Origin of the sequence: Mangrovibacterium lignilyticum (genome assembly GCF_010882175.1) — a bacterium.
Taxonomy (GTDB): Bacteria; Bacteroidota; Bacteroidia; order Bacteroidales; family Prolixibacteraceae; genus Mangrovibacterium; species Mangrovibacterium lignilyticum.
Window position 1 is genome coordinate 266,549 of record NZ_WKLH01000005.1, and the last position, 19,710, is coordinate 286,258.

Annotated in this window: 12 protein-coding genes; 6 read left to right on the top strand and 6 right to left on the bottom strand. The window is 45.2% G+C overall.

Going from position 1 to position 19,710, the window contains the following annotated elements; translation table 11 throughout:
• Window positions 1-38: 38 nt before the first annotated feature.
• Window positions 39-623, bottom strand: a complete 585-nt coding sequence (locus GJV22_RS19960) for an RNA polymerase sigma factor (protein WP_163717948.1) — start codon at window positions 621-623, stop codon at window positions 39-41.
• A gap of 543 nt (window positions 624-1,166) precedes the next feature.
• The gene (locus GJV22_RS19965; RefSeq protein WP_163717950.1) at window positions 1,167-1,898 is read right to left on the bottom strand and encodes an energy transducer TonB family protein; all 732 of its coding nucleotides are present in this window, start codon (window positions 1,896-1,898) and stop codon (window positions 1,167-1,169) included.
• A 149-nt stretch (window positions 1,899-2,047) separates the two neighbouring features.
• Here GJV22_RS19965 and GJV22_RS19970 point away from each other — a divergent pair, with 149 nt between their 5' ends.
• Window positions 2,048-3,877, top strand: a complete 1,830-nt coding sequence (locus GJV22_RS19970) for a BamA/TamA family outer membrane protein (protein ID WP_163717952.1) — start codon at window positions 2,048-2,050, stop codon at window positions 3,875-3,877.
• A 128-nt stretch (window positions 3,878-4,005) separates the two neighbouring features.
• Here the strand turns inward: GJV22_RS19970 and GJV22_RS19975 are convergent, their stop codons facing one another.
• Both GJV22_RS19975 and GJV22_RS19980 read right to left on the bottom strand, forming a co-directional pair.
• Window positions 4,006-6,174, bottom strand: coding sequence for a S9 family peptidase (locus GJV22_RS19975; protein ID WP_163717954.1), 2,169 nt, complete (start codon window positions 6,172-6,174; stop codon window positions 4,006-4,008).
• A 186-nt stretch (window positions 6,175-6,360) separates the two neighbouring features.
• Entirely contained in the window at window positions 6,361-9,339 is a 2,979-nt protein-coding gene (locus tag GJV22_RS19980; RefSeq protein WP_205461975.1) for a DEAD/DEAH box helicase, read from the bottom strand.
• A 194-nt stretch (window positions 9,340-9,533) separates the two neighbouring features.
• Between GJV22_RS19980 and GJV22_RS19985 the strand changes: the two genes are divergently transcribed.
• The 5 genes from GJV22_RS19985 to GJV22_RS20005 all read left to right on the top strand — a co-directional run bounded on the left by GJV22_RS19985 (window position 9,534) and on the right by GJV22_RS20005 (window position 15,914).
• Window positions 9,534-10,007, top strand: a complete 474-nt coding sequence (locus tag GJV22_RS19985) for a hypothetical protein (RefSeq protein WP_163717958.1) — start codon at window positions 9,534-9,536, stop codon at window positions 10,005-10,007.
• A 75-nt stretch (window positions 10,008-10,082) separates the two neighbouring features.
• Window positions 10,083-10,913 (top strand): sulfide/dihydroorotate dehydrogenase-like FAD/NAD-binding protein, encoded by an 831-nt coding sequence (locus tag GJV22_RS19990; protein ID WP_163717960.1) that lies wholly within the window; start codon window positions 10,083-10,085, stop codon window positions 10,911-10,913.
• A 2-nt stretch (window positions 10,914-10,915) separates the two neighbouring features.
• Window positions 10,916-12,385, top strand: a complete 1,470-nt coding sequence (gene gltA, locus GJV22_RS19995; RefSeq protein WP_163717962.1) for an NADPH-dependent glutamate synthase — start codon at window positions 10,916-10,918, stop codon at window positions 12,383-12,385.
• A 73-nt stretch (window positions 12,386-12,458) separates the two neighbouring features.
• Window positions 12,459-13,445, top strand: coding sequence for a dihydroorotate dehydrogenase-like protein (locus GJV22_RS20000; protein WP_163717964.1), 987 nt, complete (start codon window positions 12,459-12,461; stop codon window positions 13,443-13,445).
• A 90-nt stretch (window positions 13,446-13,535) separates the two neighbouring features.
• A complete protein-coding gene (locus GJV22_RS20005) occupies window positions 13,536-15,914 on the top strand; it encodes a LysM peptidoglycan-binding domain-containing protein (protein WP_163717966.1) in 2,379 nt (792 codons plus the stop codon).
• Between the two features lie 66 nt (window positions 15,915-15,980).
• On the opposite strand, the gene rocD is transcribed toward GJV22_RS20005, so the two are convergent.
• Complete coding sequence (gene rocD / locus GJV22_RS20010) at window positions 15,981-17,198, bottom strand: ornithine--oxo-acid transaminase (protein WP_163717968.1); 1,218 nt, start codon at window positions 17,196-17,198, stop codon at window positions 15,981-15,983.
• A gap of 153 nt (window positions 17,199-17,351) precedes the next feature.
• Window positions 17,352-19,406 (bottom strand): vWA domain-containing protein, encoded by a 2,055-nt coding sequence (locus GJV22_RS20015; protein WP_163717970.1) that lies wholly within the window; start codon window positions 19,404-19,406, stop codon window positions 17,352-17,354.
• Between the last annotated feature and the right edge of the window lie 304 nt (window positions 19,407-19,710).

A 19,710-nucleotide genomic window follows, 5' to 3' on the forward strand; every position in this document is an offset into this window, starting at 1 on the left:
AATTAGTGTGTCAAGTTCGGAATAGCAGATATTGAATACTACAGGTTGTTTTCCAAAATCTTCTTATATTCAATATCTTGTTTGATACTTTTAACCAAGTACTCTTTGCATTTGTATTTTCGCTTCTTGGCATATTTCTCGCTCTGAAACCCCATGACTTTAGCGATTTGCTTTAACGGAACTTTATCAAAAAACATCTGCAAAACTCGTTGGCAGTCGGTTCCTAAATTTTTAAAGTGCTTTTGATAAAGGCGGTATTTCTCATTCATCTCAGCAGTAGTCTCAAACGCATTATCGTAGATTTCAGTGTTGAAATCATGATTGTCCTGAATTTTTTCGCGTTCAGTTTTGCGTTTTTCCAGTTGTTTCAGCCAAAGAAAACGACAAACAGAATAGAGGTAAGTTTCAAATGAGCAGTCTAAAACCAAATCATTTGCTTTTAGTTTGCGGTAAATAATAATGATCGCCTCCTGAAAGATATCGTTCGAATCATCATCGTCCCCACTATTCTTCTTGATGAAGAAATTAATTTTATAAAAGAAATTTTTATAAATATACTGGAGGACCAGATTATCATTTCTAAGAATCCCGTGCAGGAGTTCTTCATTCGTATAGTTTACCATATCATTCTCTCTTTCTGAAATAAAAAAATCATGTACCTGTTTCAACTAATAGCGTAGAGGAAAACGAGCGTTCAAAATTCTTTTGAAATACCAGGATAAATATGTCTATAAAATGTTTAAAAAACAAGAAGATATAATCAATTTTTTTAAGAGGAGGATTAATTTATTTAGAATCCGTTAACAAATTGAATCCGGTTAAACTATTGATAGCTATAAGGTTTATTCGTTTAGTTTAACCCATTTAAATTTTGTTAATGTTTGACTTGTGCTCTGAGCGCGATGGATGAATAGATCAAGATTGAAGAAGTTCAATTAAATAATTGGAGCTAATCTGAGTTCGGATTGAAATGAGGGAGAATGGATCCGAGGGGTAAAAAATAAAAGGTAGACCCTCTGGCCTACCTTTTCTCACTAAACTAACTAACCTAACTAAACCTAAACTTATGAAAAAAAACGTATCACAAAGATATGCTCAAAAACAGCAAATTAGTTTGAAAATTTGTTAATTGATGTTAAAACAGTGTTTTTTCTACAATAAGGGGCTTATTGTGCCACAAATGTGTACGAGATTGTTCCTTTTTGAGGCGAGGGGGAATCTGCTTTTGCATCAAACACGGTGCGCAGTGCTGCTTGAAGTGCATACTCAGGTAGCATGGGATCCGATATTTGCGCATGAGGTTGGAGCTGCGCTTTAATGACTTTACCGGAAGGTGATACCCAAATGTCAACTGTAATTTTGCCACCTCCTTTTGCCAGGTAGACCGGGATTGGCAAGCGAACGTGATAACGATTCTCCAGGTTGTAATGAATGTTACTCTCGCCGGAATAGACTGTATTGGAAATTTTTTCAGGATCCATGCCTTCTGTGGTTTGTTCCGGCATTTCAAACTTCTTCATTTCCGGAATTTCTTTGGATAATTGTTTATTGACGTTAGTAACTAATTTTTGTGCTTCGGCAATCTCGCGTTGGTAGTCTTCATCAAAAAACGGATCTTTCTGAGCAGCGTCGTTAACCGCACGGTTACTCATCGACGCTGAAGGATTATCCAAACTGGCAGATGGGGTGTTTTCATCTTCCTGCATGGGTTTTTCAACCTTTTCAATTTCCGGTAATTCTTCAATCGAGCTGAAATCAATGATAATTTCTTCCTCTTTGACTTCGCCTTCAATCTTCACATTTGCCAGTAGGATCGCTACAAATAGTAAGACATGAAAGGCCAGGGTGCCGATTATACCGTATATATTGTCGTGATATAGTTTCTTAATTCGTTGCATGGAGTGCAAAGTTATAATAATGCGAATCAATTTTATTATCAAAATATGTCAGTCTGTGTATGAATTTTACATACTTTGATTATTATTTCAGATCATAAATTATAATAATTAAGAAGGGCTTTTTATTTTTAGCTATTAGGATTAGGGAAATGAATATAACCTCTCAAATATTAACCATTGCTTTCTTTTCGTTAGTAGTTAATGGTTTTGCTGTTGATTTTCAGGTCGATTCTGTTGGCGATGCGAATCAGCAGACGGAGGTTTTGCCGGATAGTGTCTCAGATGAAATTAAGCAAAACGGATTTACTCGGTTTGTTTATGAACGTCTTGTCAGCGAAAAGAACGATTCGAAAGAGCTTTTTAATCAATATGAGAAGTTGAATGCACTTCAGGGAAAACGAATCGCAACAATAACCTTTAAGCAGTTGGATATTTTCGGGCCGACATTTCAGGATACATCGAAAGTAACTGATGTTGGAATTGAAAAATTTGCCAATAAAGTTCATACGCGAACCAATGATCGAATTATTCAAAAGAATATCCTATTTCACGTGGGCGATGAACTTGATCCTGAACGCTTACTTGAAAACGAGCGGATTATTCGTTTGTTGCCGTTTATTAAGGATGTTAGAATAATAGCGCAAGTGAATGAGATGGACAGCACGTATGTGGACCTGACTGTTGTTACCAAGGATGTGTTTGCCTTTGGAGTCCGCGCTCGTTTTAGTTCCATTGATGCGGGGACGTTGGAGCTGTATAACCAGAATGTTTGGGGGGCGGGACACCAAATATCGGCTGCGGTAGTGTCGAATGTAGATGAGAAGCCTTATGTTGGATTTGAAGGGTTTTACTCGATCAATAATATTAACGGGCAATTTGTGAATGTCGCTTTGGGGTATGCCAATACTTACAGGCGTGAGGGTATTGTGTTCGAGTCGGAAAAACAATTTTTAAGAACGAGCACGAAATGGGGTGGTGGGTTAGATTTCTACCGCCTTTTTAGAAGTGATCGGTTTTACGAAAATGAAACACTTCCAATAGATACCTCTTTAAATTATCGGTCGTTTGACCTTTGGACTGGATATTCCTTTCAGATCGGTGATAATACGGAGCGAAATAATTTACAATTTGTGGTGTCGGGGAGATACCGGAACTTGTATTTTTATGATCGACCACCCCCGGGCGAAGATAATAAACAGTTGTTTTCGCACTCTAATATGTACATGGCAAGCTTAAGCTTGTCCAGACGCTACTATATTCGAGATCACCACATTTTAGGCTATGGAATTACTGAAGATATTCCGAAAGGATTTCTGCATGAGTGGGTGATTGGTTTTGACGATAACGAAAGTGATGATCGGTGGTATTCTCATCTCTATTTTTCATCCGGAAACCTGATCAACTATAAGCCGTCATATATGTTTTTGTCGGCTGGAATCGGGAGTTTTTTCAACGCCCGAAGGATGGAGCAGGGCTTGGTTGAGTTGAATTGGGAATACATTAGCCGTCAATTCAGATTAGGGGTGAAAAGTGGAAGGCAGTTTTTAAAATTGAAGTATTTGTACGGTTTCAAACGCTTTGAACAGGAAAGCTTGCTGCTGAAGAATCGATATGGAATTCGCGGCTTCTACACCGATATTCCGCAAGGAACGCAACGCTTGGTGCTCAGCTCTGAGACGGTTGTTTTTCTTCGGAAAAGTCTCCTGAATTTTAACTTCGCCTTTTTCGGGTTCGCTGATCTGGGGATTATCGGATCGTCCAAGAAGGTTATTTTCACGCAGGATTATTATGCCGGAATCGGAGGAGGGGTTAGAATACGGAATGAAAACCTCATTTTCAGAACCATTCAGTTGCGATTGGCATTTTATCCGGGACATCCGGCTGATGCAAGTGCTTTCGGATTCAGCTTACGGGAATTGAGCGGAAGCCGGTTTTATAGTTTTCAACCCCGGAAGCCGGAACCGCTTCAATTTAAGTAACGGTTGACCTTGGAGTAGTCGGTTGAGTTTCGATTTTGGCACGGGACCAGTCAACTGCGCAAAAAAAAATCTACCATTACCCGAAATCTCAGGTGAATGGTAGATTTTTTTTGCGTGTTAAAGGCATGCTAATGTGCCTGACTAATATTTTGTCCGGATGGATCCTCCTTCAAATAATCGAAATAATATTGACTGATCTTCTGCATTAAGTGTAACCGGTCTTTGCCGCGAACGTTGTGTTCGTGAGTTGGGTATGCAAAAAAGTCAACTTGTTTATTTTGCTCAATACATTCGCGCAGAAACTTCATGCTGTGTTGCATAACGACTGTTTCGTCCTGAGCGCCGTGAATCATCAAGAGTTTCCCCTGTAAGTTGCCGGCATGATTCAGCATATTGGATTCCTTGTAGCCGTCTGGGTTTTCCTCGGGTGTATCCATGTAGCGTTCACCATACATCACTTCGTACATGCTCCAGTCGACTACTGGTCCGCCGGCCACACCGACTTTGAAGGTTTCAGGTTGCCGCAACATCAGGTTCAGCGTCATGAAACCACCAAAACTCCAGCCATGAACGCCAATTCGATTCTGATCGACATAAGGAAGACTCTTCAGGTAGTCAATTCCCTTCATTTGGTCTTTGGTTTCTTCAACACCCAGCTGCCGATGGACAACCTCCTCGAACGCCTGGCCTCGATTGGCCGAGCCGCGATTGTCGACGGTGAACATGATATACCCCTGAGAAGCCATATAATAGAACCACCAGTTGGCATCGTTGTGCCAGGTGTTGTTGACCAGCTGTGCATGAGGACCACCATAGACATAAACGATAGCCGGGTATTGCTTATTCGGGTTGAAATTGGTTGGTAAAATCATGCGGGCGTACAGGTCGGTAGAGTCATCAGCGGCCTTTAGCGTAATGATTTTGTTTTCGCCCAGTTGGTAATCTTTTAGGGTATCTTCAGCTTTTGAGATGTTTCGGACAACTTTGCCGCTGGTGGCGATTAGGTCAGTCTGGCCGGGATTTTTATTGGCCGACCATTTATCGGTAAAATGGGCGAATGATGGCGAGAAGTCGGCTTTATGCGTACCGGCATTATTATCCAGCTTTTGGATCGCGCCACTCTTGATGTTCACGCGGTAAATGTGACGGTCAATGGGACTTTCTTTTGTCGCCTGAATGTAAGCATAGTTCTCTTTGGAATCGGTACCGTAAAATTCAGTGACTTCCCAATTTCCTTTAGTCAGTTGTTTGATCAACTCACCGTCGGTATTGTATACATACAGGTGGAACCAACCATCGTTTCGTGTCCAGTAATAGAACTCATTCGGATTGGTTTTTGAAAACTGAATCGGGTGTTGCGGCTCCACATAGGTTGAGCGGCTTTCTTCCAGGATTGTTTTCACTTTTTCACCATCGGCCACGCGATATTGATTAAGCTGCATGTGATTTTGTGCCCGGTTCAGTTCGGCCATGTAGATGAACTCTTCGTTCGGTCCCCAGCTGATGTTGGTCAGATAATGATCGTCCGGACCTGCAGATTTCAGGTAGGTTGTTTTTCCTGTTTCAACATTGTAAACCCCCAGCGTTACCTGGTGACTGGTCATGCCGGCCATGGGGTATCTGACAGGTGTTTCTTCCGCTTGCCGGGCCATGAAATCAACCAACGGATAATCTTTCACCATGCTTTCATCCTTGCGGTAAAAGGCCAGGTATTTGCCCGAGGGAGACCAAAAGGTTCCTTTCTCGATGCCAAACTCACGACGGTGAACGTAGCGGCCGCAGACAACACCTTCGTTGGTTTCGTTGGTCACCCGGGTTTCTTTGCCGTCTTTCACGATAAACAGGTTTTGGCCTTTGACATAGGCTACCGACCGGCCTGCTGCACAGAAATCCGGAACTTCACCTTCTTCCGGAACAGTAAGCGTGTATTCAAATTGCTTATTCTTCAAATTGAACACCGAAATCGTATTGTTGGCATTGAAAATTAATTCGTTGGCATTGCTGGTTGTGAAGCCGGGAATTCGGGTAAACTCAAGCTGGCTTTTTGCGGCCGATTGCTTTAAAGCGGAGCCGCTGATCAGCATTTGTTTGCCGGCGCTTTTTACGTCGGTTTCCCAGATGGTGTCATTTTCCAGATAAACCAGTTTGTCGTCGCCGAGCCATTGCAGCTGGTGAAGTTGACGCGGGTACAAATAGGAGTACCGGCCTAAAACAGCATCCTCCAGGCTCATTTGCTTTTGAGCAAACAGCGTTAGCGTAAAGAGGAATGCACCTAATATGAGGTAAACTCTTTTCATGATCAATTACTTTCGACTATTTTGTTGTTTCTAATTCCTTTTGATTGGGCGCACAAAATTAGCGTGTTGGCATTCGCATTCAATGAGATTTGACAGGCACGCACATGACAATCCGGACTATAAGTAAGCGAATGGCCGGAAATGTTACAGTCAGCCGTTTGTTAAAACGAAATGCGCTGGTCTGAACTAGCTGAAAAGATTCAGGATTTCGTCTTTACTGATCTTCTTAAACGGATTGTTGGAGTTGATGAATTTGTCGGCCAACGATGATTTGCGGTCCTGCAGTTGAACGATTTTCTCCTCGATGCTGCCTTCGGTGATGAACCGGTAGACCATCACTTTTTTGTTTTGGCCGATACGGTGTGCCCGGGCGATGGCCTGCATCTCGGCAGCCGGATTCCACCACGGGTCGATGATGAACACATAGTCGGCCGAAGTGAGGTTGAGCCCAACGCCGCCCGCTTTCAGCGAAATGAGGAACACCCGGTTCTCCTCATCGTTTTGGAAGCTCTTGATCACTTCTTCGCGGTTCGATGTTTGCCCGGTCAACAGGGAATATTTCCATTTCCGTTCTTCCAGTTGCTCTCTCACCAGCTCCAGGTGTTTCACAAAGGACGAAAAGATCAAGACTTTGTGCTTTTCAGCAATCAGGCTTTCAAGGGTCTGCATAATCTCTTCGAACTTGCCGGATTCGCTTTCATCGGTGCCATGCAGCATCGACGGGTGGTTCGCCAGTTGCCGCAATTTCGTCAGTCCCTGCAGAACAACAAAGGCTGATTTCTCGACGCCTTCCTTCTCAATGTTTTCGAGGATGCTGTTCCGAATGGCCGATTTCTCCTCCTCGTAAATGCGTTTCTGATCGCGGGCCATGCCGCAATAGCGAATTTGCTCGGTGACCGGTGGCAGGTCGCTCGCAACTTGCTCTTTGGTTCGCCGAAGTACAAACGGACGAATCAGGGTCTGCAGCTTTTGCTGTTGATCCGGGTCGTTTTTCTTTTCAATCGGCGTAATAAATTCCCGCTTAAAGTAAGCCAGGTTGCCCAGCAGTCCTTTATTGACAAAGTTGATCTGTGCCCATAAGTCCGACAGCGAATTTTCAATGGGCGTACCAGTCAACACCAGCCGGTTTTTGGCTTTGAGCTGCGTAATTGTCTGGTAGGTTTTCGACCCGGGATTCTTGATGTACTGGCTTTCATCCAATATAACGTAGAAGAATTCAATATCCTTCAGCAGGTCAAAATCATTCCGGACGGTACCGTAACTGGTCAGAATAATATCGTAGTAATTGGCTAAACTTTTAAAGTTCCCCTTCTTTTTACGCGACAGTCCAAAGTGTTTGTACACCTTCAGCGACGGCGTGAACTTCCGGATCTCGGCGTCCCAGTTGTGCAGCAGCGAAGTGGGCATCACAATGAGGCTGGCCGTCTGTTGCGGCTCCGCTTTTTCGTCGACCGGATTATTTTCAGTCTTCGTTGTTTCAAACAAGTTGCCTTGCCCTTTTGGGCTGTCAAAGTCCGGAATGCTCATCGTGCTCTTCAGGCGCTTTAGTTTCAGCAGCAGGGTGAGGGTCTGCAAGGTTTTCCCCAGTCCCATATCGTCGGCCAGGCAGCCGCCAAACTGGTTTTCGTACAAATTGAACATCCACGAAAAGCCCTCGTGCTGGTAGGAGCGGAGCTTTGCCTGTAAGTTGACGGGGACCACAATTTGTCGGTCGGCCTTGGCTCCAATCTCCTGCAACCGGTTAAAAAAGCTCTTGTCGATGCCTTTCAGCTTTTGCTGAATCAGCAGGTAGTGGTACTTCTTCAGGCGCATGTTGTGCCCGTCGGCCTTGGCAAAGGGAATGATGTCGCCGTACTCGGTGAACCATTCTTTGGGGAGAATAGCCACTTCGCCGTTGGGCAGTTCGAACTCGCGGATGCCACTTAAAATATGCCGTTTCAGCTTAATGAAAGGTATCTGAAATTCGCCGAACTGCACGTTGCCATAAATATCGAACCAGTCTTCACCCTCTTTGATTTGGATTTCCAGATTCTGTGTGTCGGTCGAGTAAACCTTGTCCAGGCGGTTTTGCGAGAATGCAAAGCCGGCTTCTTCCAGCTTTTGCTTATGGCGGTTTAGCCAGTTAATCATTTCGTACAGCCGGTCCTTATCGCTAAGCAACTCCATTCCCTTGGGATAAAAGCCGCCGTTTTCTTCCTGTAGGTTCAACTGTTTCAGGAACTGCAGTTTCGATTGCTCCCAATCGCGGTTACGCCTGATTTTCTGAAAATGGTATTGGTTGTTTTTAATCGTGAAGTCGACCAGCACTTCCTGTCTGCTGTTGGGCAAATATTCGCTTTCGCCATATTGAAAGCTGGTGAGCAAAACCGCTTCCATGCGCAAATTGGGCTCGAGCGACAGCAACACCTTTTTGCTCGACTCTCCCTCGCTGATGGTAAAACCACTGGCTTTAACCGGAAACTCCTTCAGCGCATTTAAAACAAAGCTTTTGTAGTATTTTTCTTCCACCTGCGACGGAATAAAAATTGACTCTTTCTCGACAAAGGGGAGTACCTTTTTGGCACTTAGTTTCTCGAAAACGTACAAGCGTCCCTGGTGAAGAAATGCTCCCGGTTCGTTCGCGACAACCATAACCTGCTTGTGAAGCAGGCTCAGCACTTGCTCTTGGTGCGAAATCTCGAGCCGGTAGCGGGTACCTTCAGGCGTTCGGTCAAAACAAAAACAACATGCCGTATAAACCCGGGGAACCTCAATCCAATCTTCATCATACAAATTGGAATATTTGGCCTGCTTGTAGAACAGGCGGGTGTTGCCGCGCATCAGTATCGGGATGATCCGGGCCAGGTGCTTGTCGATGTATGGGCTGATGTGGTTTTCAAAGAGGTCGGGGTCCATCTGATTGAAAAACTTGCCCGATTCTTTTTGCTTCGAAAACTTCTGAACCAGCTTTTCATCGCTGTATTGCTCCACCAGCTTCACCAGTTGCGCCTGTTCTTCATTCAGTTGCAGGCTGGCAATGTCCCGTTGCTTCACCAACTTGACGATGGTGTAGAAGGAAACCCGCTTCTCGATTAAAAAAGCCTGAAACAGATGGCCAAACGTACGATGTTCGGTTAACCCGATGATCAATTCCTGAGACATAGCTGCACAAATGTTAAAACTCAATCAAACTATTTTTGCCCTCGCCGGATCGTGTTTCCGGCGAACAAAACTTCAAATATAAGCAAAACGGGGGCGATGGTGCTGTTGATCGGGAGAATTAAGGATAAATTCAGATAATCGGCTGCAGCAGGCATCCCGGGCTTCACCCCGCCGAAAGCGTCGTTCGTGGTTCGCCTCGCCGGGGTGAAGGTCTCCGGATGGGAGGAGTGCACCGGACTTCCTTGGTTGAAGGTCTCCGGATGGGAGGAGTGCACCGGACTTCCTTGGTTGAAGGTCTCCGGATGGGAGGAGTGCACCGGAGTTCCTTGGGTGAAGGTCTCCGGATGGGAGGAGTGCACCGGACTTCCTTGGTTGAAGGTCTCCGAACGGGAGGAGTGCACCGGAGTTCCTTGGGTGAAGGTCTCCGGTCGGGAGGAGTGCACCGGAGTTCTATGGTTGAAGGTCCCCGGTCGGGAGGAGTGCATCGGACCTCCTTGGTTGAAGGTCTCCGAACGGGAGGAGTGCACCGGAGTTCTATGGGTGAAGGTCTCCGGATGGGAGAAGTGCACCGGACCTCCTTGGGTGAAGGTCTCCGGATGGGAGAACCGCATTGGAGTTCCTTGGGTGGAGGTTTCCGAACCGGAGAGCTGCACTGGTTCTCCCGTTCAATTTTAAATTCTGCTGAAAAATAGTTTTTTGATAAGGTTTCTTGGCGGTACTATGTTATTTTTGCAGCTCAAACAAAGATCGCTAACAGACATTATTGAATGAACCAAATTATTAAAGTTGAATCGTTTTCGGAAAACGTAGTCCAATTGGTGGTACATGCACCGCGAATTGCCCGTTCCCGCAAACCTGGTCATTTTATCATACTGCGTATCGACGAGAAAGGCGAACGCATTCCTTTAACCATTGCTGCAGCCGACGAAAAAGCGGGAACTATTACCTTGGTTGCACAAAAAGTTGGTGTGACTTCGAAGCGCCTTTGCGAAATGAAAGCCGGCGACCAGATCCTTGATTTGGTCGGACCGCTCGGGAAAGCAACCCACATTCACAAAGTTGGTACTGTTTTGGCCTGCGGAGGCGGGGTTGGTGTCGCTCCCTTGCTGCCCATTGTCGAAGGTTTCAAGAAAGCCGGTAACCGCGTAATCACGATCCTGGCTGCCCGTAGTAAAGACCTCATTATTTTGGAAGATGAAATTCGCAAATGGTCCGACGAAGTGATTGTGATGACCGATGACGGATCGCACGGACGAAAAGGGCTGGTGACCGCCGGGGCTGAAGAAATCATTAAACGTGAAAAGGTGGATGAGTGTGTGGCTATCGGGCCGGCAATCATGATGAAATTCACCTCGTTGTTAACGCTGAAATACGGTATCCCGACACAAGCCAGCTTAAACGCCATCATGGTCGACGGAACCGGTATGTGCGGTGCTTGCCGGGTAAGCGTTGGCGGGCAAACCATGTTTACCTGCGTGGACGGGCCTGAATTTGATGCCTCCAAAATTGATTTCGATGAGTTGATGCTTCGCCTGGGTGGATACAAAGCCGAGGAAAAAGAAGCTTTTGAACGTTTTATGCAAACTGTAACCGTTTAATCATGCAGGAATACCTGAAACAAGAACGTGAGCAAGCGTGGCGGGTCGAGCTGCGTGGTAAAATCAAAAATAAAGATCGTGGTCTGATCGAACGGGTAAAGATGCCTGAGATGAAGGCCATGAAACGGGTTTGTTTCCAAAACAAGGAAGTGAACCTGGGGCTGGATGCGAAAAGTGCCGTTCGCGAGTCGCAACGGTGCATGGATTGTGTCAATCCGACTTGTATCGAAGGCTGTCCGGTAAGTATTAATATTCCGAAGTTTATTAAAAATATTGAGCGGGGCGAGTTTGCCGATGCTGCCAAAACCCTGAAGGAAACCTCGGCGCTGCCAGCTGTTTGCGGGCGTGTTTGTCCGCAGGAAAAACAGTGCGAGGCCAATTGTTTCTACACCCTGAAGTTGAAGAAGGATCCGGTTGCGATCGGCTACCTCGAACGCTTTGCGGCCGATTATGAGCGCGAAAGCGGACAAATAGCCGTTCCGGAGGTCGCGCCGAAAAACGGCATTAAAGTGGCTGCCATCGGCTCAGGGCCGGCATCGCTGTCTTTTGCCGGCGATATGATCAAGCTGGGCTACGAGGTAACCGTGTTCGAGGCGCTGCACGAAATTGGCGGCGTATTGAAATATGGTATCCCCGAATTCCGCCTGCCCAACAAAGTGGTCGATGTGGAATTACAGAACCTCGAACAAATGGGTGTGCGTTTCGAGCGCAACTTCATTGTTGGCCGCACCGCCTCGTTCGACGATTTGAAGGACGAAGGTTACCAGGCTTTCTTTGTGGCCAGTGGTGCCGGTTTGCCCCGGTTTATGAATATTCCGGGCGAGAACTACAATGGCATCCTGTCGTCCAACGAATACCTCACCCGGGTGAACCTGATGAACGCGTCGGACGATCGTTTCGATACGCCTGTGCTGAGAGGAAAGAATGTAGCCGTTATTGGTGGTGGCAACACGGCCATGGACTCGGTGCGAACGGCCAAACGGTTGGGCGCCGAGCGGGCGATGATTGTTTACCGTCGGTCGCGCGAAGAGATGCCTGCCCGTGTGGAGGAAGTTCACCACGCGGAGGAAGAAGGGATCGAGTTCATCAACCTGGCCAACCCAATTGCTTATGATGCCGATGATAAAGGCCGGGTGAAGAGCATGACGCTTCAACGCATGGAGCTCGGAGCACCCGATGCCTCGGGCCGTCGTCGGCCGGTGGTTATTGAAGGCTCCGAATACGAAATCCCGGTTGATGTGGTGATTGTCGCTATTGGCGTGTCGCCGAATCCCCTGGTGCCTTCCGAATTGCCCGAGTTAAAGGTGAGTCGCTGGGGAACCATCGAGGTTGACGCGGAAAGCATGCAAAGCTCCATGCCCGAACTGTTTGCCGGTGGCGACATTGTTCGCGGTGGTGCTACAGTAATTCTGGCCATGGGCGACGGACGTCGTGCCGCAGCGGGAATGCACAATTATTTGCAAGGAAAATAACCTGCGGCAGGAAATTTGTTCTGTGGGTTTGTATTCAAATTGAAAACTGATTAAAACAACAAATAAGAATCTTATGGCGAACTTATCAACCCGGTTTTTCGGCTTGGATTTAAAAAGCCCCATCATTGCGGGGAGTAGCAGTTTAACTGCCAAGATTGATCAAATTGAGAAAATATCCCGCGCCGGTGCCGGTGCTGTGGTGTTAAAATCGCTGTTCGAAGAAGAAATTCATTTGCAGTTTGAAGCCGAATTGGGGGCCCGGAGAGAGTTGGCTCCTGATCCGGAATACCTCGATTATTTCGACTATGTCATCAAGGATGAAAGCCTGGGCCGTTACATCCAGTTGGTTGCCGATGCCAAACGAGCGGTTGATATTCCGGTTGTGGCCAGCATCAGTTGCACCAGTTCGAGCGAGTGGACCCAGTTCGCCCGTAAAATTGAAGAGGCCGGGGCAGACGCTTTGGAACTCAATTTGTTTATCATCCCTTCAAACGAAAGCCGGAGCCATGCGGTTAACGAGCAGTTTTATTTCGATACCGTTAAAAAAGTATTGGAGGTGGTTCGTATTCCGGTATCGGTTAAAATCAGCCATTACTTTTCAAACCTGGCCAAAGTGGTGAGCGAACTGTCGCAAACCGGAATTGCCGGTATCACCTTATTCAATCGGTTTTATACGCCCGATATTGATATTAATCTGGAAGAGGTGATCAACGCAGACGTTTTAAGTAACGGTTTCGAATACCAGTTACCGCTGCGGTGGACCGGTATTTTGAGCTCGAAAGCCGCTTGTCCGCTGGCCGGAACCAGCGGCATTATGGATGCGGAAACGGCTATTAAATTTCTGTTGGCCGGAGCAAATGCCGTTCAGATTGCATCGGCCATCTATTTGGAAGGACCGGAGATCATTGAAAAGTTCAACACTGAAATTGCCCGGTGGATGGACGCGAAAGGGTATCAAACGATTGATGAATTTAAAGGCAAACTTTGCCTGAAAACTCACAGAATTGATGCCTGGGAGCGATCTCAGTTCATGAACTATTTTGGTGGTTTTAGTTATTAAATTTTAATTTAACACCCTTATAACTCAAATCCGGAATGATCACCGGATTCGACGTTCACACAGGAGAACACGAATTTGAAACATTACAGAATGAAATATCCCGTATTTGTGCTGGCTTTGTTGCTGACATGCCGTATTGTGGTTGCACAACCTTTGCCCGCCAACGACCATTACGTAAGCTATACGGTAAACCAGGGCGAAACTATTTTCTCGATCAGCAGAGCTTTCAACCTTAGTCAGGAGGATTTAATTGCGGCAAATCCGTCGCTGAAAGCTGGCTTGCGAACAGGTCAGCAATTGCAAATTCCGTCCAACCCAAAAGCACAGGTTCAGGAAGAACTTCCTTCCTTTTATACTTACAAAGTAAAACGGGGAAATACGCTGCATTATATTGCCAAGCGATTTGGTGTGACAGTCGAAGACATTCTAAAATACAATCCGGAGGCTGAACGTGGCATTCAGAAAGGTGACAAACTTCGTATTCCGGATAAAAATGATTTAGTCCGGATTAAAAAACAGGCAGAGCAGGCCGCTCCCCAAAAAGAAGAAAAAGTTGTTGTAACAACAATCACGCATACGGTTCAGCCGGGTGAAACCTTGTACGGCATTTCCCGAAAATACCAGGTGCCCATAGCTGATGTATTGCGCCTTAATCCGGATGCCGGGCGTGGGTTGGGCGTCGGCATGGAACTGAAAATACCCGCTTCGCATGCATCAGCAGAAGCAGGAACGCAGCAACCCGCCGATCTCAGTCAGGGCGTAAGTCCGGATTCGTTTTTTGTGCATTTAGTGGAAAGCGGCGAGACCTTTTGGAGCTTAGAGCGCAAATATCACACGTCGAGAAATGAGCTGGAAGCCTATAATCCGGTTTTAAAGGAAGGTTTGAAATCAGGACTGAGAATTCGGATTCCATATAAAAGTGTTCCTGAATTTCAGGTTGTACCGAAGAATGACAGTGCTTTCGATAAACACACGGTTCAACACGGTGAAACCGTCTACGGAATTGCCCGACAGTTTAACGTAAGTATCGCTGAACTGAAGCAAGTAAATCCGGTTTTGGAATTTCGTGGGTTGGTCGAAGGCGAAACAATCCTGATACCTAAAGCGGAAAAGCAATTTGTTGTGAGTACTCCGGAAAGTCCAAGTCAGGATGTGTATGACGACAACGTAGACGAGGAGAAATACCGTTACTCGCTTGAGTTTAGTTCCGAGGATATGCCGGCTGTTTGTCAGCCGAACCCGGCCGCTCGTTTCGAGCAATACAATGTGGCGCTGCTGTTGCCTTTGTATCTTCCGGCAAACGATACCATTAATCGGGTGAAGGTTTTGCCGGATCCGGACAGTCCCGATTATGAGTCGGAACTTGTATTGATGGCCGATTCATTTACGGTACGCCCTGATCGCATTGTTTATCCGAGATCGGAAAGCTTTTTACAGTTTTACGAAGGCGTTTTGCTGGCTGTCGATAGTTTGAAGAAATCGGGAATGAATATTAAGTTGCATGTGTTCGACACCGATCAAAGTGCCGCAAAAGTACAGTCTGTTCTCTACAGTGCAGCATTTGCAAGTGTCGATTTGATTATTGGGCCGGTGTTCCCCGAATTACAAGGCCCTGTTGCGGATTATGCTAAAATGAAAGGCATTCCAATGATTTCGCCGCTCTCCTCATCAGGTAATTTGGAGCAAACGAATCCTTATTATTTCAAGATAAATCCAACGAAAGAATACTTGATTCAAAAGACCGCTGATTATATCGCGGATGAGTACTTTGACAAAAATCTGGTGGTGTTGTCGACGGGGAATTACCAAAACCTGCCCGAGGCGAAGTTGGTCGATTTAACCCGGGAAAAATTCTTCTTGTCACCCTATCGCAATGAAGGTCAGCGGGTGCTTTTTCATGATTATAACTTACAACGGGAGGGAGCCTTGGGCTTGTCCAGAATTTTGACTGAAGACCAGGAGAATGTGGTTATTATTCCTTCTGAAACGGAAGCTCAGGTCAGCGTGGCGATAACCAATCTGAATGCCGCAGCTGAAAATTACCCGATCACATTGATCGGCTCGTCTAACTTCCAGCGCTACAAGAGTATTCAAACAGAATATTTCCATCATGTTAAAATGAATGTGTTGAGTCCCTACTATGTGGATTACAAATCGCCGGTTGTCAATGAGTTTATCCGGAAATTCAGACGGAATTTCGCTGACGAACCGAGTCAGTTTAGCTTCCAGGGTTACGACATCGCTTATTATTTTATGTCCGCGTTATTCAACTACGGAAAGGATTTTGTTGGATGCCTGCCTTACCATCATGTGAATTTAACTCAAGGTGAGTTCTATTTTGAGAAAGTGAACCGAAGTGGAGGTTATATGAACCAGGGACTATTTATTTTGAAGTATGAGCCGGACTACACCATTCGACTGAAAGGTACAACCGGAAAATCGCTTTACCAGATTAGCGAAAACAAATAGATAACAAACGAAGGGGAAAGTGCTTCAAGCATTTTCCCCTTCGTTTTCTTCCGTATTTAGCGGGCTTTACAACTCCGCGAATGTTTTCTTAATTCGATCGATTGCTTCCCGCATTTGTGCTTCGTTTATTGTCAAAGGAGGTGTAAATCGAATGATATGTTCGTGTGTGGGTTTCGCTAAAATTCCGTTTGCTTTCATTGCTAAACAAACGTCCCAGGCTGTTTTGCCGTTTGTTGGTTTAATGACAATGGCGTTTAGCAAGCCTTTTCCTCTCACAAGCGCTATGAAATCAGATTTTACGGCTTTCATTTCGGAGCGGAACAGCTCGCCCATGACAGTGGCGTTTTCAGCTAGTTTTTCTTCTTGCAGTACTTCCAGCGCAGTAACGGCGACTTTAGCTGCTATGGGGTTGCCGCCAAAAGTGGAGCCGTGTTCGCCGGGCTTGATGGTTAGCATGATCTCATCATCAGCCAGCACGCAGGATACCGGGTACATTCCGCCCGAAAGGGCTTTCCCCAGAACTAAAATGTCAGGTCGCACATTTTCATGATCACAGGCGAGCATTTTACCGGTGCGTCCAAGCCCGGTTTGCACTTCGTCGGCGATAAATAGCACGTTGTGTTTTTTGCACAGATCGGCTGCTTTTTTCAGGTAACCATCTTCCGGCAGGTAAACCCCGGCTTCGGCCTGGATTGGCTCAACCAGAAATCCGGCTACATCCGGCTCTTTTAGCGCCGTTTCGAGCGCTTCAATGTCGTTATAGGGTATATTGATGAACCCGGGTGTAAACGGGCCATAATCGCTGTAAGCATCCGGGTCGGACGACATGGAAACGATGGTGATTGTGCGCCCGTGGAAGTTCCCGTTGCAAACCACAATCTTGGCTTTGTTCTTCGCAATTCCTTTTACTTTGTAAGCCCATTTTCGTGTAAGCTTCAAGGCTGTTTCGTCAGCTTCGGCGCCTGAGTTCATCGGGAGCATTTTGTCGTATCCAAACAGTTTGGTTGCGTATTCTTCCCATTCACCTAAAACATTGTTATAATAGGCGCGCGAAGTCAATGCGAGCTTTTGCGATTGCTGAACCAGAGCTTCAACAATTTTAGGGTGACAATGCCCCTGATTAACGGCGGAATATGCTGCCAGAAAGTCGAAGTATTTATTTCCTTCCACATCCCAGACGTAAACACCTTCACCACGCTCCAGAACAACGGGAAGCGGATGGTAATTGTGCGCACCAAACTGGTCCTCGCGGTCCATATAATATTTTGCACTCTTTGTGTCCATAAAAATATTTTAAATGATTTCCAGTACAGATTTAGTGAATATCTGCAACTCTTCAAAATAGAAGGAACTGTTCCAGAGTATATTTAGATGCTGAATAATGTTATTGTTCAGGTACGTAAAATTGTTATACTATAGTAAGTGTTGATGGAGCACTTATTTCCAAAAACGGATAACCAGTAATTCTGAAATTGCACAGGCAATGGCCATCAAAATGAAGTACTTCCACAGCTCAATCAGGTTTAAAGCTGAATTGCCTGGACCGAAGAAATTTTCCGAGCTACTTTGATAAACCTGACAATTAAGATTTGGATTTGCTGCGATTGATGAAAGTTCTTCCGCCGAATAAAAGTTCATGTCAGATTCTGCCCGGTTGTAGTTGAAAGCCAACGCATGATAAATTTTGTTGTTTGCCATCAAATCGTAGAAACCGGCTTCCTGAACGAAATTGGCTGTTGAAAATCGCATATTATCAGCTGATCCCGATAGTTTGGGGAGTTGCATTTGCTGATCACCATCGTGCTTTTTCAAACTGATATGCTCTGCTGCCGGAAACGAACCATCCAGTTTAAGATTAATGATTTCGTTGGGTTGAACTTCGTATTGAATAGTTTGTGGGAAATAACTGTGAAGAGCCATATTATACAAAACCGGAACAAACAGTGCATGTCTGAAAAAATCGGTTGTTTCGGTTTCAAGCGGAAACGAAAATTGGTACAATCTGCCTTTTCCGGAAGGAAATTCCGCCAAGGAAACACTGCCATCGTTGTTGGTCATGATCGTTGTTCCCATGCTTTGCAGGGGAAGCTTCAACCGGTATGATTGGTAAATTGACGGAAGATTGACGCGATCGTAATCTCTCGTAAAAACATCTTTGAAAAGGTGGTGGTCAAGATTGAGTTTGTCGATTTTTAGTTTGGTGTCATCAATATCTTTTAAAGTACTGCTATTTAAATGGCTGAAGAACTGGTTGTAGTTGAACTGATCGGCTGATTCTCCGGGGAACACGACCAGGCTTCCTCCGGCTTTAACAAATTTGACTAAAGCCGCTTGCAATCCTTCGGATATTGAATTTAGGTTGAGCAGAAAAATACATTGGTATTTGGAAAGGGCACTGAGCTGAAGGCGATTGGCAGACATGGTCTGAAATTTCACTTGATCATCGCCGTGAAATAGCTTTTCGAGCCAATGAACGGCCTCTGAACCTTCTTCTGAAATAGCGAGGGTCTGAATGGCATTTTCAACTTTATAACTAAAATAGCATGCATTATCGTAAGTGATGGGGTAGTCGTCGAGCACCAATTGACAGTAATGGATTCCTTCCTTAAGATTCTTGTAATTAAGTTCCGTCTCAACTGTTTCCCGGGCTTTTAAGCTGATTCTCTGCAGAGCTTTTAGCGAATCATTCAGGTAAAACCGCAAGGGGATGTTGTTATACGCTTCACTCGATTGGTTTGTGATCCTGATTTTTAAGGTTTCATTTTGCCCTTGCAAACGTCCGGGTGATTCCTGCCAGCATGAATCAATGAGTAAATTATTGGTCGTTTGTTGTTCGAAAGGGAGCAGGTGAATTTGGGTTGTGCTGTCGGTTTTTATTGCATCGAAATCAGAGAACTGTTTTTGGAAATCGGATAGCAGGTAGATGTTATGAGCCGATTTGTGGTTATCGCTTTCTACTTGTTTTGTCAAAATGGCGACAGCTTGGCTTAGCTTCATGTTGGCAGCCGAACTGTTGATTTGACTTATTTCGTTGACTAGTTGCTCTTTGTTCAGACTCAGGCGATGGTTCGCATTCGCATCATTGGTCAGTAAGTAGTATTTTGTTCCCGGCGCAAACGAATTAGCCAGGTCAATCGCTTTCAATTTCGCTTTATCCAAAAGTGTTCCTTTGTCAGACAAGCCATTCATCGAGAATGAATTGTCGAGATATATTCCGGTAATGTTCTGTGTTGTTAATACTGCCGATGGGTTTAGAGGAATGTACGGGCGGGCAAATGCGAGTACAACAAATGTTACGAGGCCGATTCGGCATAACAGGATGACTAACTGCTTTATATTATTCTTCTTTTTTGATTCATTCAATAAGGTTTTCAGAAAGCCTACCTGACTGAAATAAATCGTTTTGTAGCGTTTGAACTGTAGCCAATGAATTAAAATTGGGATGAGTACCAAAACCAAGGCAAATAAAAAATTAGGGTCGGCAAATCTCATTTGTTTAGTATTGAAATTCTAATCGTGAATGACAGGTTCTTTAAACGACTTTCAGAAATTGAATGATTAGCAAGCCCTTATCGTAACGGGATTTGAACTGGTTTTTCAATTTTGAAAGTAGAATTATATCCAAAAATAAGATAAAAGTAGGTTAAGCAAAATAAAAGCGTGCATTGTCGAACGAAACAGCAAAACTTATTTAGTGCATGTCGGTCAATTTATTTTGTTTATTATTGAATTTGAAAAGTAAAACAAAATGCTGACTAGTGGTGTTTAATGTTTTAGTTTAATTGACTAAACAGTC

What these genes read in the sequence shown, in the direction of transcription:
- GJV22_RS19970 (WP_163717952.1), top strand. Translation starts at nt 2,048, where the DNA reads ATGAATATAACCTCTCAAATATTAACCATTGCTTTCTTTTCGTTAGTA.
- GJV22_RS20015 (WP_163717970.1), bottom strand. Translation starts at nt 19,406, where the DNA reads ATGAGATTTGCCGACCCTAATTTTTTATTTGCCTTGGTTTTGGTACTC.
- gltA (WP_163717962.1), top strand. Translation starts at nt 10,916, where the DNA reads ATGCAGGAATACCTGAAACAAGAACGTGAGCAAGCGTGGCGGGTCGAG.
- GJV22_RS19975 (WP_163717954.1), bottom strand. Translation starts at nt 6,174, where the DNA reads ATGAAAAGAGTTTACCTCATATTAGGTGCATTCCTCTTTACGCTAACG.
- rocD (WP_163717968.1), bottom strand. Translation starts at nt 17,198, where the DNA reads ATGGACACAAAGAGTGCAAAATATTATATGGACCGCGAGGACCAGTTT.
- GJV22_RS20000 (WP_163717964.1), top strand. Translation starts at nt 12,459, where the DNA reads ATGGCGAACTTATCAACCCGGTTTTTCGGCTTGGATTTAAAAAGCCCC.
- GJV22_RS19985 (WP_163717958.1), top strand. Translation starts at nt 9,534, where the DNA reads ATGGGAGGAGTGCACCGGACTTCCTTGGTTGAAGGTCTCCGGATGGGA.
- GJV22_RS19990 (WP_163717960.1), top strand. Translation starts at nt 10,083, where the DNA reads ATGAACCAAATTATTAAAGTTGAATCGTTTTCGGAAAACGTAGTCCAA.
- GJV22_RS19965 (WP_163717950.1), bottom strand. Translation starts at nt 1,898, where the DNA reads ATGCAACGAATTAAGAAACTATATCACGACAATATATACGGTATAATC.
- GJV22_RS20005 (WP_163717966.1), top strand. Translation starts at nt 13,536, where the DNA reads ATGAAATATCCCGTATTTGTGCTGGCTTTGTTGCTGACATGCCGTATT.
- GJV22_RS19960 (WP_163717948.1), bottom strand. Translation starts at nt 623, where the DNA reads ATGGTAAACTATACGAATGAAGAACTCCTGCACGGGATTCTTAGAAAT.